The sequence below is a fragment of the Nocardia sp. NPDC057353 genome (genome assembly GCF_042667085.1).
Lineage (GTDB): Bacteria > Actinomycetota > Actinomycetes > Mycobacteriales > Mycobacteriaceae > Nocardia.
In genome coordinates this window covers 100,471-115,363 of sequence record NZ_JBHVAK010000013.1, presented here as the reverse complement: position 1 = coordinate 115,363, position 14,893 = coordinate 100,471, and the positions used below count along the sequence as shown (strand labels likewise).

Genomic DNA, 14,893 nt, shown 5'->3' with positions numbered 1-14,893 from the left:
CGGGTGGGCCGAACCGGCCCACCCGCTCCTTTTTCGTCTGCGTGCGGCTACAGGTCCTCGACGCAGACCACGAACCGGCGCTCCGAGTACTTGAACCCGGAGGAGGTGTCGCAGGCACCGACGTCGTCGGTACCCTGCACGATATTGACCACCCGGATGCCCTCGATGGCGGACTCGGTGCAGTCGATCCGCTTGGGGTCGTCGCCGCCGACGTCCATGCAGCCGCCGACCACCCAGTCGATGTCGAGGCAGAGCGCGCCGGTCTCCACGTTGTTCAGCGTCTCGGCGTAGTAGTTGTCCCGGTCGCCGACGCAGGCGGTGCTGGTCGGCGCCTTGCCGATGACCTTGTAGTTGGAGGCGCGGCTGCCGCAGGACGCCTTGGCGATGGTGGCGTCGTTGATGGTGCCGCCGAGCGTCACGCAGTCGCCGATCGCGGCATCGAAGTCGATGTCGCCGCCGTTGTTGGAGTTCGACGGGGTCGGCTTGCCGCTGGAGGGCTTGCTGCCGGACGGCTTCGGGGTGCTCGTGGTGGAGACGGCGTCGATGGTCCCGTTGCCGATCTCGGGCTGGGCGGTGCCGGTCACCGTGGAACTACACCCGATGAGGGTCAGCGCGGCGACCGCGCCGAGGGTTGCCGTGAGCGCACGGCGAACGACGAGACGAGACACGAAACAGTCCTCCCGAGCCTGTAACGCTCCGAACTCGTACCCCCGTATGAATCCGAAGTGGTAGCGCGATGCTGGAAATATCAAGCAATGCTTACACCATCCCGGGGTACCGCGTCGAGTGGACGCCCACGGACCGGGGCTGCGTATGGTGGACCCGGGGGCGAAAGGGGACTCGACATGAAGCTGATCAGCGCGATCGTCTGCTCCGCCGCCGTCGTCGGCACCTCGTTCCTGCTCTCCGGCACCGCCTCCGCCGCGCAGGTGCGGTGCGTCTCGGAGGGCGGTACCGACGTCACCCTGATCGAGGAGCGGGCGGGCTGCCGCGCCGCCTCCGACGGCTCCGGGCAGGCGCACGCCGCCGGGCTGGACGGGGTCGGTTACGCGAGCGCGGCGAGCGGCGCGCGGGCGCTCGGCATCGGCGCCGCGGGCGGCGTCGGGGTGAGCGAGGGCAGCGCCGGGATCCCGATCGCGTTCGGCTACGGCAGCGACGCCGTCGCCCGGACCACGGTCACCACCGGCGACCCGGCGGTCTCGCTCGCGGTCACCGTCGCGCTGGACGGCTCGCGGGCGCAGCTGCGCACCGAGTTCGGCGAGGTGGTGTGCCTCGGGACCGCGGCGCTCGCCTGGGACGCCGCCACCGGCCGCGGGTGCCTGGCGACGCCGTTCGGCCGCTGGCTGACCCCGGACGCACCGTCCGATCAGCCCGTCGCGGAGTGATTTAGCTCACCGAAAAGTTTGGGTAGCGGGCGCTTCCAGATATCCGGATCGCTCCCGCTCCGACCGCCCGACCCCCTATGAGCGGCACCTTTCGCGGACTCGCGCGCGCCTCGGCGCGCGCGGTGGCGCGCGGCACCCGCGGTGGCGCGCCCGGCACCGCGCCGGGAGAACTGGCACTGCGTGCGGGTCGGACGGTAGGAAGGACGCCAGGGTCGGGTCGTCATCAGTGCGGGGCCGCGTCACCGGGCTTCCGCAGCACCGAAGAATCTCATCCGCCGGCAGGCGTACCGCGTCACGCGCGTGCCCCGCCGGTGGGCGTGCAGAGATGGAATGGACGAGAAACCTATGCATGTCGCTCTGAGCAGCGGGACCGCGAGCCGGGTCCGGCGGGGCATCCTGTTGTCGGCGGCGATCGCGGCGGCCTCTGCCCTGATCGTCGCGCCCGCGCAGGCGCAGCCGGTGCTCCCCGGGATCGATACCGGCTCCGCGAACAGCGGCCAGATTCTGCCCGCGCCGGAGCCGCCCGCCACCTTCGCGCCGCCGTCGATCAATATCGCCGACGGCGAGACGGTCGGCGTCGCGCAGCCGATCATCATCAACTTCAAGGACCCGATCGACGATCGCGGCGCCGCCGAGCGGGCCATCAAGGTCACCGCCTCCACCGAGACGCCGGGCCACTTCTACTGGCGCTCCGACAAGCAGGTGCGCTGGCGGCCGAACGACTACTGGCCCGCCAATATCGACGTCACCGTGAAGGCGGGCGAGACCGTCAGCTCGTTCCGGATCGGCGACTCCTTCATCGCGACGGCGGACGGCGCCAACCACACCCTGACGGTCACCCGCAACGGCGAGGTGATCCGGGAGATGCCGACCTCGCTGGGCAAGCCCAAGTACGACACGCCGAACGGCATCTACTACGTCGGCGAGCAGCGGCGCTCCATGACCATGGACTCGTCCACCTACGGCGTGCCGGTCGACGCCCCCGAGGGCTACAAGCTCGAGGTCGAGTACGCGACCCGGATCTCCTACAGCGGCATCTTCGTGCACGCGGCGCCGTGGTCGGTCGGGCAGCAGGGCCGCGCGAACGTGAGCCACGGCTGCCTGAACCTCAGCACCGAAGACGCCAAGTGGTTCTTCGAGAACGCCAAGAAGGGCGACCCGGTCGTGGTGCAGAACACCAACGCGGGCACCCTGGCCAACTCGGACGGCCTCGGCGACTGGAACCCCTGATCCGCCCGTCCCCCTGCAGGCGAACGCCCCCGGTCACCGCGACCGGGGCGTTCGTCGTTCTCACCAGATCTGCACGCGCTCGGCGGGCTCCAGGTAGAGCCGGTCGCCCGGCCGGACCTCGAACGCCTCGTGGAAGCTGTCGATATTGCGCACGACGGCGTTGCAGCGGAACTCCGGCGGGGAGTGCGGGTCCACCGCGAGCCTGCGGACCGCCTCCTCCGGCCGCGCCTTGGTGCGCCACACCTGGGCCCAGCCGTAGAAGACCCGCTGCAGCCCGGTCAGCCCGTCCAGCACCGGCGGTTCGGCGCCGTTCAGCGAGATCCGGTACGCGGCCAGCGCGATCGAGAGCCCGCCGAGGTCACCGATGTTCTCGCCGATGGTGAACTCGCCGTTGACCGTGTGCTCGTCCGCCAGGTCCTGCGGGGAGAGCACGTCGTACTGCGCGATCAGCGCCTTGGTGCGGGTGCCGAACTCGGCGCGGTCGGCATCGGTCCACCAGTCGACCAGGTTGCCGTCGCCGTCGTACTCGGCGCCCTGGTCGTCGAAGCCGTGCCCGATCTCGTGGCCGATCACCGCGCCGATGCCGCCGTAGTTGGCGGCGTCGTCGGCATGCATGTCGAAGAACGGCGGCTGCAGGATGGCGGCCGGGAAGACGATCTCGTTCATGCCGGGGTTGTAGTAGGCGTTCACGGTCTGCGGGGTCATGAACCACTCGCCGCGGTCCACCGGGCCGCCGAGCTTGCCGAGGTCGCGGTCGAACTCGGCGGCGTAGCCGCGGCGGTAGTTGCCGACCGGGTCGGCCGGGTCGATCACGACCGCGGAGTAGTCCCGCCAGCTGTCCGGGTAGCCGATCTTGGGGGTGAACTTCTCCAGCTTGGCCAGCGCCGCGGTCCTGGTCTCCGGGCTCATCCAGGGCAGCTCGGCGATATTGCGCCGGTACGCCTCCTGCAGGTTGCCGACCAGCTCCAGCATCCGGTCCTTGGCCTCCGGCGGGAAGTGCCTGGCCACGTAGAGCTTGCCGACCGCCTCACCGAGCAGCTCCTGCACCAGCGCGACCCCGCGCTTCCAGCGCTCCCTGATCTCGGTGGCGCCGGTCAGGGTGCGGCCGTAGAAGGCGAAGTTCTCCGCGACCAGTTCGTCGGTGAGGTAGGGGGCGCGGGCGTGCAGCACCTGCCAGGCTGCCCATGCCTGCCAGTCCGCGAGCGGGAGCTCGGTCCAGGCGCGGGCGAACGCGCCGAGGTAGTCGGGCTGGCGCACCACGAGCTCGGTGAAGACCTCGGCGCCGGGCCGGTCGAGCCCGGCGCTCAGCGCGTCGGTCCAGGTCGCCCAGTCGAACCCGGGGTGCTCGGCGGTGAGCGCGGCGAGGGTGGTGGGGTTGTAGCTCGCCTTGGCGTCACGGCGGCGCACCACGTCCCAGTGGCCCGCCGCGAGGGTGCGCTCCAGCTCCAGGATCCGGCCGCCGATGCCGTCCAGGTCGGGGAGGAGCGGGCGCACCCGCTCGTCGGCGGCGGCGACCGCGAAGAGCCGATCGATGTGCGCGACGTAATCCGCGCGGATGCTCGCGTACTCGTCGGCGCGGTAGTACGACTCGTCCGGCAGCCCGATCCCGGACTGGGTCAGGTACACCAGGTAGCGGGAGGAGTCCTTGTCGTCGGTGTCGACGTAGACGCCGACCGCGCCGCGCACGCCGGTGCGCTGCAGCCTGCCGAGCAGCGCCGCGAAGGCGGAGCGGTCGGTGGCCGCGGCCACCGCGGCGAGCTCGTCGGCGATGGGCTGCGCGCCCGCCGCGGCGATCGCGGCCTCGTCCATGAAGCTGGTGTAGAGGTCGCCGATCCGGCGGGCGTCGCTGCCGACCGGCGCCGCGGAATCGGCGGCCTCGGTGATGATCGTCCTGACGTCCCGCTCGGCCTGGTCGTACAGGGTGCGGAAGGCGCCGTCGACGGCCCGGTCGGCGGGGATTTCGTAGTCGGCCAGCCACTTGCCGTTGACGTGCGTGAACAGGTCGTCCTGCGCTCGCACGCCCTCGTCGAGGTAGCTGAGATCGATACCGGAAGGACGGGTGAGTTCATCGGAGGTCACGACCCCAGTATGCCGACGCACCCGCCCTCCCGGGCGGGGTCAGTTGGTCGGGCCGGGGGTGATGGTGATGCTGAACCGGTCCTGGACGTTCTGGTTGAACTGGTCCTCGCAGCGCTGGATGGCGGCCTGGTCGTTGCCCGCGCTGCTGACGCAGTCGACGAAGTCGGTGAAGCCGGCCTCCTCGAAGATGTTCCAGAAGAAGAGCCCGATCACCACGCTGATCACGATGCCTGCCAGGCCGAGCAGCGCGCCGACGACCGCCATGGCGCCGCCGCCCGCGGTGCCCGCCCTGGCCTTGATCCCGGCGATCAGCCCGAAGATGATGGCGAAGACGCCGAACAGGATGCCGCCGACCAGGGTCCAGCAGCTGAGCAGCGCGATGATGCCGAGGACCAGCGCGGTGATCGCCAGGCCCTTGCCCTTCGGGGACTCCTGCCAGTAACCGGGCTGGCCGGGCTGACCGGGCGGCGGGGGGTACTGCCCGGGCGGCGGGTACTGGCCCGGGGGCGGGTAGTGCGACATGGCTGTCCTCTCGGTCGGGTGCCGTGCGCCGGACCGGTGCGGTGCGGCATGCGCTCGCCGACAGATCGCACCGGTGGGGATGGGATGTTAATGATTCCAGGGAAAGGTGTCCGATCGGCGGTGCTCAGCCCGCGCCGAGCCGCGCGTGCATCTCCCAGATCAGCACCTCGGAGGGGCGCAGCGCGGTGATCCGCTGCCCGCCGGTGCGGGCGGTGCGCACCGCGTCGCCCTCGTCCAACGCGCCCGCGCCCTCCATCGTCACCTCGCCGCGCGCCACGAAGACGTGCAGGTACGGCGCGGTCGGCAGCTCCACCGACTGCTCCGGCGCCAGCCGCGCCACGTGCAGCGCGGCGTGCGAGCTGTTCAGCGTGATGGCGGCGTGCTCGCGGTGCCGCGGCATCCCGGAGGCCACCGTGATCAGCCCGCCGCGCGCGAGTTCGTCGTCGATCTCGCGCTGCTCGTAGCCGGGGGCCAGCCCCGGCTCGTCCGGGACCACCCACATCTGCACGAAGTGCACCGGCTCGGCGTGCGCGGCGAAGCGCGGGTCGGCGCGCCAGGAGTCGTTCTTCTCCGAGTGCATGATCCCGGTGCCCGCGCTCATCCGCTGGGCCAGCCCGGGGTAGACGACGCCGCTGTGCCCGAGCGAGTCCTGGTGCACCAGGCTGCCCTCCAGCACCCAGGTGACGATCTCCATGTCCCGGTGCGGGTGCGTCTCGAAACCCTGGCCCGGCGCCACCACGTCGTCGTTGTTCACCAGCAGCAGGCCGTGGTGCGTGTTCTCCGGGTCGTAGTGCGGGCCGAAGGAGAAGGAATGCTTGGAATCGAGCCAGGCGATTCGCGTCTTCGAGCGGTCGCCCGCCCGATGGATGTCGATGTGCGGTGGCGTGAGCGTTGACACCCGCCCTCCTCTCGGTCTTTCTTCAGGCTAGGAGCACCGGTGGTCGCGGTTCCCCGAATTCCTCGTGAAAAGTCCGGCGCCTCGGACTTTACGCGGACGACCGCCGCATGAACGGACCGTGACGAACCGGGCGCGATTCGCCCGATGCCGCCGGTATACGGCAGAGTGGACGAACCGGCGCGGGGGAACGCCGGGGAGGGGGCGGGCCGCGCGGCCGCGGCGAGCAGCCGAAAGCCGAGCGGCACAACGTGAGCGGAGGTAGCGGGTGATGCGACCCGATGTGCTCGATGCGCTGGAACGCGAACTCCGGGTTACCGCCGCGCGCGACGGGATTTCCGATTTCGTGGTCGGCGTGGCGGTGTTCCGCGAACACAAACTGCTGGTGGTTCGCCGGGTGCCCGGTGACTATCGGGGCGGTTTGTACGAGCTGCCCGGCGGCGGGGTGGAATCCGGGGAGACATTCGCGGAATCGGTAGCCAGGGAACTGCTGGAAGAATCCGGGCTGCGGCTGCGGCGGATCACCGAATACCTCGGCGCCACCGACTACGCGACCCGGCGGCGGGCGCGGGTGCGGAAATTCGGATTCCTGGTGGAAACGGAGCCGGGCGAGGTGTCGCTGGCCCCCGGTGAACACGACGACCACGCCTGGATCGACGCCGATTCGCTCTCCGGGCTGCCGATGGCGGAGGACGTGCGCGAGGCGGTGCGGGCCCTGGTGGGGCAGCCGCGCGCCTCGTGACCGGTAGCCTCGCTGCGTGACCGGTGTGCGGGAGCGGTGGGGTTCGGGTGCGGGCGCTGTCCGCGCGCACCCCGCCGCGCTGCGGCTGGCCCTGGTCCGGTTCGCCGCGCAGTTCGGTGACGGGGTGTTCCAGGCCGCGCTCTCCGGCGCCATCCTCTTCAACCCCGAGCGGGAGACCGATCCGGCCGCCATCGCCGCGGGCTTCGCGGTGCTGCTGCTGCCGTACTCGCTGATCGGGCCCTATGCCGGGGCGCTGCTCGACCGCTGGGATCGGCGCCGGGTGCTGCTCGGCGCGAGCCTGCTGCGGCTGCTGCTCATCGTCGGGGTGAGCGTGAGCCTGCTCGGCGGCGCCTCCTCGGAGCTGCTGCTGATCGGTGCGCTCGCGGTGGTCGGGATCAGCCGGTTCGTCTCCGCCGGGGTCTCCGCGGCGCTGCCGCTGGTCCTGCCCGCCCGGCTGCTGGTGCCGATGAACTCGGTGCTGGCCACGGTGGCGTCCGGGTGCGCGGCGGCGGGTGCCGCGGCGGCGGTCGCGGTGATCGGCTGGATCGGAGCCGGGGATCTGGCCTCGGCCATCGCTGTCGCGGTGGCCGGGAGCGGGCCGCTGCTCGGCGCGCTGCTGGTCGCGGGGTACCCGCCGGGCCGGCTCGGACCGGGCGCCGATCCCGGATTCGGTGTCGACGCCAGGCACAGCGCCGATCGCGGATTCGGTGCCACAGCGGGGCGCGGTGCCGATACCGGGCGCGGGGGAGGAGGCGCAGTACCGGAGCCCGGCTCGGGACGGCACACCGCCCTCGGCGCGGAGCCGGGGCGGTGGGGGGCCGTGCGGGCCGACCTCGCCGCGGTGCTGGCGGGGCTGCGCACCGGCGCGACCGCGGTGTGGCGCTCGGCCGAGGTGACCACCGCCATGGTCGGGATCGGCGCGCACCGCATCGTGTTCGGGATCAACACCCTGGTCATGGTGCTGGTCCTGCGCCGCCCCGACTCCGGGGCGGCGGGTGTCGGCTCCGGGCTGCTCGGCTTCGGGGTGGCGATCGGCGTGACGGCGGCGGGCATGCTGCTGGCCGCCGGGCTCACCCCGCTGCTGATCCCCCGGCTCGGCCGCCCGCGGACGGTGCTGGCCGGGCTGGTGCTGGCGACCGTGGTGCAGCTGACCCTGGTGACCCCGATCGCGGTCGCTGAGGCCGGGTCCGCCGCCCAGCGCGCCCAGTACCTGCTGCTGGCGGGCGCCTTCCTGCTCGGCCTGGCCGGGCAGACGATCAAACTCACCGGCGACGCCACCATGCAGCTGGATATCGATGACACGCACCGCGGCCAGGTCTTCGCCCTGCAGGACACGGTCTTCAACATCACCTTCGTGCTCGCGGTGGCGGTGACCGCCGCGGTGGTGCCCGCGGACGGCCGCTCGCTCCCGGTGGTGCTGGCGGGCGCGGGCTGCTACCTCGCCGGTATCGCCGCCGTCCTGCTCACCGGCCGCCGAGCGCGGGCCGAGATCCGGGTGCCCTGCGGGTAGGCGGAGGCCGACCCGACCCGACCCGGCGCGGTGCTGGACCTCACCGTGGCTCGGGAATCGGGACCCTGGGTTCCGCACGCGCGAGCAGCGGCACCGGGACGCACGGAGGCAGCGGCGGCTCTGGCTCCGGCACGGCCGCGAGCGAGCAGGGGAGCGCGGGCCAGGCGACATCCGGCCGCAGCGCCTGGCCCGGCTCGGGCGCGGGCTCGACCCGGAGCGTCCAGTCCAGCGGCTCGGCCGCCGCGTCCGCGGGCACCCCGGTGACCTGGTGATTCCAGGTGCCGAGGCCGGTGGGGTCGGTCCAGAAGTGGTCGAGCGCGCCGTCGTCGGTGAGATCGAGCGCGGCCAACTCGGCCACACCGTCCCGATCGGCATCCCACAGCGCGTCGTCCAGCAGCCCGTCACCGTCGAAATCCAGCCGCACCGCGTCGAGCGCGCCGCCGAGCGACAGCTCGGCCGCGCTCGACCAGGCGTGCACGACGCCGTCCCCGGTGCCGAAGACGTACTCGATCTCGTCCATACCGGCTTGGACGCGGCACGCCCGGCGCCGGTTCCAGGTACCTTGTGGGCTGCTCGGCCGTTCCGCGTCCTCGATCACCGCCCCGACGACAGGAGTGCACCGCAGATGGGTCGTGCCGGAAAGCGTGTGCCGCTGATCCCCGCGCTGGTGTTGGCCGGTGCCTTCGGCATGCCGAACGCGCAGGCCGCGCCGCACCCGTGGGCGCCGCCGCCGGTGAACAGCTGCGGCGAGACCGGGTTCGACCCGCTGCTCCGCGCCCCCGACCCGAACGCACCGCCGCCGCCGCTGATCCCGCTCCCCGAGGTCATCGAGATCCCGGTGATCTGGCCGGAGCTCACCCCGGTGCCGCTGCCCGACCCGCCGCAGAACGACACCCGCGTGGAGCAGCCCCCGCTGCCCGCCGACCCGTGCCGGAACCCGTGCCCCGATGTCAGGGACTCGGTGCGGCCGGAGCAGCCGTCCACGGGCACCGACCCCGAGCCGCACCCCGGCGCGGCACCGGAGCAGAAGCCGGAGGTGGCGCCCGACGCCGGCTCCGGCCCCAGCGGCTCCGGGTCCGGCAGCTCCGGGTCCGGGACGGGCTCGGGTTCGGGTACCGGGCCGGGCTCGGATTCAGGTTCGGGTGCCGGGCCAGGCTCGGGTTCGGGCTCAGGGTCGGGGGAGCCGGTCAAGCTGCCCCGGGTGGTGATCAAGCCGGAGATCGAGCCCATCCCGATCCCGGTGCCCGGCGGCGGCCCCGGCCCCGCACCGCAGCCCGCCCCGCCGCCGGTGGTGAACCCGGTGGAGCCGGGCCCGGTCGCCGCTCCGGTGGCCCCGCGCTCGGTCGAGGCGGTCTCGCTGGTGCAGCAGGTGACCGGCCCCGGCTCGCAGAACCGCACCGATATGCGCTGGTCGGTGGATGGCACCGACCTCGGCTTCGTCTACGAGAGCAAGCCGGGCGAGGTGGCCGTCGTCTTCGGCGACACCTTCGGCGCGGGCTGGGGCCCCGGCGGCGCGGGCGCGACCGACGAGGACTGGCGCAGCAACGTGCTCGGCTTCAGCACCGACCGCGACCTGGCCGACGGCATGACGATCGACACCATGGTGCAGGACAGCCCGTGCCACGCCGCCGAGGTGCTCGGCAGCCGCAAGATCAAGAACTGGGAGACCACCACCATCCCGACGTCCGGCTTCGCGCTCGGCGACCGGCAGTACCTGAGCTACATGTCGGTGAACCGGTGGAGCCGCATCCCCGGGCTGTGGTGGACCAACCACGGCGGGCTCGCGCACTCCGACGACGGCGGCCGCACCTGGACCAAGGACCAGCACGCCAGGTGGGAGAACCTCTTCGGGCTCGGCCGGTTCCAGGTGGCGGCGATGGTGCCGCACGGCGAGTACGTCTATATGTTCGGCACGCCCAACGGCCGGGTCGGCGTGGCCGGGCTGGCCAGGGTGGCGCGGGCGGACGTGCTGAACAAGTCCGCCTACCAGTACTGGGTGAACGGCACCTGGGCCCCGGCCGCGGAGAACTCGGCGACGCCGCTGTTCCCCGGGGTGGCCACCGAGCTCTCGGTGCGCTACGACGCCGCCTCCGGCCAGTGGCAGATGACCTACCTGGACTCCGCGCTCGGCGCCATCGTGCTGCGCACCGCGCGGGAGCCGCAGGGCGCCTGGAGCGCGGCGGTGCCGCTGCTCTCCACCGCCGACTACCCGAAGAGCTACGGCGGCTTCCTGCACCCCTGGTCCACCGAGCGCGACCTGTACTTCCTGATCTCGGCCTGGGACAGCTACAACGTCTACCTGATGCACGCCCGGCTGCACGAGCCGCGCTGAGCTCAGTCCAGCGGCTGGAACCGGAGCGCGGTGCCCGGCCGCAGCTGCGCGACGATGCCGAGGTCGGCGGCGGCGACCACCCCGATCACCGGGTAGCCGCCGGTCACCGGGTGGTCGGCGAGCATGATCACCGGCTCGCCGCCGGGCGGCACCTGAATGGCGCCGAGCGGCAGCCCCTCGGTGGGCAGCTCGGTGCGCACCGCGCGGCGCAGCGCCGGGCCGCGGCTGCGCTGCAGCCGGACCCCGACCCGGTCGACGTCGCTGGTCACCCGCCACTCCCCGGCGAAGAGCGCGGCCGGGTCGGCGAACCAGGCGTCGCGCGGGCCCGGCCGCACCCGGACCGGCACCGGCGCGGCGGGCAGCGGCGGCACCGGGGCCTGGTCCACGATCGGCCACTCCCGCGGCGGTACCCCGATCGGCAGCTCGTCGCCCGCCTCGACCGGCCGCGGACCGAGCCCGGCCAGGGTGTCCCGGCTGCGCGAGCCGAGCACCGCGGGCACCTCGATGCCGCCGCGCACCGCGACGTACCCGCGCAACCCCACCGCGGTGTACCCGAGCGCGAGCACCGACCCTGGCGCCAGCTCCAGCACGCTCGCGTGCCCCACCGGCACCCCGTTCACCGTCGCGGGCAGCGGCGCCCCGGTGACCGCGGCGGTGATCCGGCGGCGGGCGCGCAGCACCACCCCGCCGACCAGCACCTCCAGCGCCGCCGCTGTCTCCGGGTTGCCGACCAGCCGGTTGGCCAGCGCGAGCGCCGCCGGGTCGGCCGCGCCGGAGTGCCCGACCCCGGACCCGGTCCACCCCGGCCTCCCGAGGTCCTGCACGGTGACCGCAGGCCCCACCCGCTCCACCAGCACCGCGGGGTAGCCCGCAGCAGCCACCACGGCAGAATCGCCCGCGGCTGTCACCACCGCGGAGGCGCCCGTGGCTGTTACGGAGTCGCCCGCGGCAATCGCCCCAGGGGGGTCGCCCGCGGCCGTCACCACGGCGGTTGCGGGTCCGCCGGTTTCCACAACGCGCGTTGCGGTGCGCGTTGCGACGAAGCGGACGGCGGTGCCGGGGTGGATGAGCGCGGGCGGGTCGCGGTGCAGGTCCCACAGCGCCAGGTCGGTACTTCCGATCAGCTGCCAGCCGCCCGGCGTCGCCCGCGGGTAGATCGCGCTGTACCCGCCCGCCAGCGCCACCGACCCCGCCGGGATGGCGGTGCGCGGCCGGTCCCGGCGCGGAACGGCGAGCCTGCCGTCCGGCGCGCGCAGGTACCCGAACCCCGGCGCGAACCCGACGAAGGCGCACTGCCAGAGCACGCCGGTGTGCGCGGCGACCACCTCGGCGGTGGTCAGCTCCAGCCGCGCGGCGACCGCGTCCAGGTCGGCGCCGTCGTAGCGCACCGGCACCTCGAGCGGGTCGACCTGCGGCGCCGTTTCACGGGAAACATCCGCGCCGGGCTCGGCGGCGATCCGGGTGAGCGCGGCGGCCACCCGCTCCAGCGCGGCAGCGGAGCGCACCAGCACCAGCACGGTCTCCGCGGCGGGCACCAGCTCGAGCACCCCCGGCAGTTCCCGGGCGGCGAGGCGGTCGGCCAGCGCGATCGGGTCGGCGCCGTCGGGGAGGGTGAGCAGCAGCGCGGTCTCGCCCGCCGGGCGGAGCTCGAACGCCGCCCCCGCCGCGGGCTCCGGGTCCAGGGTCATGGCGCCTCCTCGGGTGGCCGGGCGGGGAATGTCCAGGATCGCAGCCGGGCCGCGCCGACACGCCGAATCCGGTGTGCCGGAAGCCACTGCGGTATACCCCCGTTCACGCCGCGCGGCTACGCTCGGGTCGGTCATGGCCACCTTCGATCCGAAATCCTGGTCGCCGCTGCGCGCGGTCGAACTCGGTAGGAAACTGCTGGACCAGGCCTGGGCCACCCAGTGGGTGGCGGCGACCGCGGCCTGGGTGGACCCGGTCGCCGATCTCGGCGCGGGCACCGTCACCGCGCTGCTCCCCGACGCCCTGATGACGCTGCTCAGCGAGGGCATCCTGAGCCGCTTCGGCGGCCGCGCCATCGACGTCACCGTGCTCGACCACGAGCTGCACGCCACCCTCGAGGTACTCAAGGTGCGCCGGTCCGGGGCGCACTTCCAGACCAAGACGGTGCTCGCCGGGCTGCGCTGGGACGGCCACCCGATCGAGACCGTCACCGTGATCGCGCACGGCGTCCGGCTGGTCCCCGGCGTGCCGACCCGGGTGCGCGCCGCCCGGGTGGACGTGACCGGCACCGTCTCCACCGCCGCGCTGCTGGAGTGGCTCGGCACCGGGCAGCTGGAGTGGGCGCTGGCGGCCGAGCCGGACGGCCGCATCCGTGCCACGCACCGGCGCCGCCGGATCACGGCGTGGGTGGATGCCGAGATCGCCGACGGCGCGCTCACCATCGAGGTGCACAGGGCGCGCTGGGCCGGAATCCCGGTTCCGCGCCGGATGCTCGGCAGCACCACGGTGCCGCTGGCCGAGCTGCCCTTCGACGCCCGCGTCGTCTACGGCACGCGGGAGGGCGGGTCGGTGCGCTTCCTGGCCGAGGTGCCCGCGGTGAGCGCCTCCTTCGACCTGGCGCAGATGCGCTCGGCCATCGTCACCGGCACCACGCTGATCCTGTTCTGATCAGCCGTTCTCTTCTTTCCACCAGGCGACGAGCGCGGCCTCGGCCGCGTCCCGGTCCAGTGGGCCGCGGTCGAGCCGCAGCTCCTTGAGGAAGCGCCACGCCTTGCCGACGTCGGGGCCGGGGGCGAGGTCGAGCAGCTCCATGATGGCGTTGCCGTCCAGGTCCGGCCTGACCTTCGCCAGGTCCTCCTGCGCCTGCAGCGCGGCGATCCGCCGCTCCAGCTCGTCGTAGGTGGCCTGCAGCGCGGCCGCCCTGCGCTTGTTCCTGGTGGTGCAGTCGGCGCGGACCAGCTTGTGCAGCCGGGGCAGCAGATCGTCGGCGTCGGTGACGTAGCGGCGGACCGCGGAGTCGGTCCACTGCCCCTTGCCGTACCCGTGGAAGCGCAGGTGCAGGTAGACCAGGCGCGCCACCTCGTCGGTGAACTGCTTCGGGTACTTGAGCGCCTTCATCCGCCTGCGCACCATCTTGGCGCCGACCACCTCGTGGTGGTGGAAGCTGACCCCGCCGCCGGGCTCGTTGCGCTTGGTGTCCGGCTTGCCGATGTCGTGCAGCAGCGCGGCCCAGCGCAGCACCGGGTCCGGGTCGCCCTCCTCCAGGTCGATGGCCTGGCGCAGCACGGTGAGCGAGTGCCAGTAGACGTCCTTGTGCTGGTGGTGCTCGTCGATCTCCAGCTTCATGGCGGGCACCTCGGGCAGCACCCGCTGGGCCAGCCCGGTCTCGCACATGATGTCGATGCCGTCGATCGGGTGCGCGCCGCAGATCAGCTTGTCCAGCTCGGCGCGGACCCGCTCGGCGGTGATCCGGTCGATCTCACCCGCCATGGCGGTGATCGCGGTGCGCACCCGCGGGGCGAGCTCGAAGCCGAGCTGGGAGACGAAGCGGGCGGCGCGCAGCATCCGCAGCGGGTCGTCGCCGAAGGACTCCTCGGGGGTGGCCGGGGTGTCGAGCACGCCCGCGAGCAGCGCGGTCATCCCGTCCAGCGGGTCGGCGAACTCCATCGAGCCGTCGCCCGCGATCCGCACCGCCATGGCGTTCACCGTGAAGTCGCGGCGCACCAGGTCGCCCTCGAGGGTGTCGCCGAAGGTGACCTCGGGGTTGCGCGAGACCCGGTCGTAGCTGTCGCTGCGGAAGGTGGTGATCTCCAGCTGCTGGTCGCCCTTGGCCGCGCTCACCGTGCCGAAGGCGAGGCCGCCGGTGTCCCACAGGTGGTCGGCCCAGCCGCGCAGCAGCTCCTGCACCCGATCGGGGCGGGCGTCGGTGGTGAAGTCCAGGTCGGTGCCGAGCCTGCCGAGCACGGCGTCCCGCACGCTGCCGCCGACCAGGTAGAGGCTGTGGCCGCCCGCCGCGAAGCGCTCCGCGAGCGGGGTGAGCACCGGGCTCAGCCCGCCGAGCGTGACCGCGGCGGCGGCGAGCAGCCGGGTTCGGCGGTCCTGGTCGGCGGGCGCGGCCTTGCTGTCGGACTTCGGAGAAACCACGATGCAGCAGCTTACCGAGCAGCGTCGACCGGATTTTTCCGCGCGCACCCCGCCGTCCCGCTGCGACCGGCCCGGCGCACAGTAGGAT

The 14,893-nt window shown here is 73.1% G+C and carries 13 protein-coding genes; 6 read left to right on the top strand and 7 right to left on the bottom strand.

Annotated elements, in window-relative coordinates:
• Positions 1–47: 47 nt before the first annotated feature.
• Positions 48–668, bottom strand: a complete 621-nt coding sequence (locus ACFUUZ_RS09625; protein WP_378694311.1) for a hypothetical protein — start codon at positions 666–668, stop codon at positions 48–50.
• A 177-nt stretch (positions 669–845) separates the two neighbouring features.
• On the opposite strand from ACFUUZ_RS09625, the gene ACFUUZ_RS09620 reads away from it, so the two are divergent.
• Positions 846–1,385: a DUF6764 family protein gene (locus ACFUUZ_RS09620; RefSeq protein WP_378694310.1), complete on the top strand. Its 540-nt coding sequence runs from the start codon at positions 846–848 to the stop codon at positions 1,383–1,385.
• 345 nt (positions 1,386–1,730) lie between these two features.
• Positions 1,731–2,615 carry a L,D-transpeptidase gene (locus ACFUUZ_RS09615; RefSeq protein ID WP_378694308.1) on the top strand — a complete coding sequence of 295 codons (885 nt, stop codon included), beginning with the start codon at positions 1,731–1,733 and terminating at the stop codon, positions 2,613–2,615.
• A 60-nt stretch (positions 2,616–2,675) separates the two neighbouring features.
• Here the strand turns inward: ACFUUZ_RS09615 and ACFUUZ_RS09610 are convergent, their stop codons facing one another.
• From ACFUUZ_RS09610 to ACFUUZ_RS09600, 3 genes are all read right to left on the bottom strand, one after another.
• A complete protein-coding gene (locus tag ACFUUZ_RS09610; protein WP_378694306.1) occupies positions 2,676–4,694 on the bottom strand; it encodes a M13 family metallopeptidase in 2,019 nt (672 codons plus the stop codon).
• A 39-nt stretch (positions 4,695–4,733) separates the two neighbouring features.
• Entirely contained in the window at positions 4,734–5,216 is a 483-nt protein-coding gene (locus ACFUUZ_RS09605) for a DUF4190 domain-containing protein (RefSeq protein WP_378694304.1), read from the bottom strand.
• A gap of 124 nt (positions 5,217–5,340) precedes the next feature.
• A complete protein-coding gene (locus ACFUUZ_RS09600; protein ID WP_378694302.1) occupies positions 5,341–6,114 on the bottom strand; it encodes a pirin family protein in 774 nt (257 codons plus the stop codon).
• Positions 6,115–6,382: 268 nt separating this feature from the next.
• Here ACFUUZ_RS09600 and ACFUUZ_RS09595 point away from each other — a divergent pair, with 268 nt between their 5' ends.
• Both ACFUUZ_RS09595 and ACFUUZ_RS09590 read left to right on the top strand, forming a co-directional pair.
• On the top strand, positions 6,383–6,853 hold the full coding sequence (locus ACFUUZ_RS09595; RefSeq protein ID WP_378694322.1) for an NUDIX domain-containing protein: 471 nt from the start codon (positions 6,383–6,385) through the stop codon (positions 6,851–6,853).
• Positions 6,854–6,878: 25 nt separating this feature from the next.
• Entirely contained in the window at positions 6,879–8,363 is a 1,485-nt protein-coding gene (locus tag ACFUUZ_RS09590; RefSeq protein ID WP_378694320.1) for a hypothetical protein, read from the top strand.
• Between the two features lie 40 nt (positions 8,364–8,403).
• Here ACFUUZ_RS09590 and ACFUUZ_RS09585 read toward each other — a convergent pair whose 3' ends face one another.
• Positions 8,404–8,883, bottom strand: coding sequence for a hypothetical protein (locus ACFUUZ_RS09585; RefSeq protein WP_378694300.1), 480 nt, complete (start codon positions 8,881–8,883; stop codon positions 8,404–8,406).
• 168 nt (positions 8,884–9,051) lie between these two features.
• Between ACFUUZ_RS09585 and ACFUUZ_RS09580 the strand changes: the two genes are divergently transcribed.
• The gene (locus tag ACFUUZ_RS09580; protein ID WP_378694318.1) at positions 9,052–10,695 is read left to right on the top strand and encodes a DUF4185 domain-containing protein; all 1,644 of its coding nucleotides are present in this window, start codon (positions 9,052–9,054) and stop codon (positions 10,693–10,695) included.
• A 2-nt stretch (positions 10,696–10,697) separates the two neighbouring features.
• Here ACFUUZ_RS09580 and ACFUUZ_RS09575 read toward each other — a convergent pair whose 3' ends face one another.
• Positions 10,698–12,383 carry a 5-oxoprolinase/urea amidolyase family protein gene (locus tag ACFUUZ_RS09575; RefSeq protein WP_378694299.1) on the bottom strand — a complete coding sequence of 562 codons (1,686 nt, stop codon included), beginning with the start codon at positions 12,381–12,383 and terminating at the stop codon, positions 10,698–10,700.
• A 133-nt stretch (positions 12,384–12,516) separates the two neighbouring features.
• Here ACFUUZ_RS09575 and ACFUUZ_RS09570 point away from each other — a divergent pair, with 133 nt between their 5' ends.
• Positions 12,517–13,329: a hypothetical protein gene (locus tag ACFUUZ_RS09570; RefSeq protein WP_378694298.1), complete on the top strand. Its 813-nt coding sequence runs from the start codon at positions 12,517–12,519 to the stop codon at positions 13,327–13,329.
• On the opposite strand, the gene ACFUUZ_RS09565 is transcribed toward ACFUUZ_RS09570, so the two are convergent.
• On the bottom strand, positions 13,330–14,805 hold the full coding sequence (locus tag ACFUUZ_RS09565; protein WP_378694297.1) for a CCA tRNA nucleotidyltransferase: 1,476 nt from the start codon (positions 14,803–14,805) through the stop codon (positions 13,330–13,332).
• Positions 14,806–14,893 lie beyond the last annotated feature (88 nt).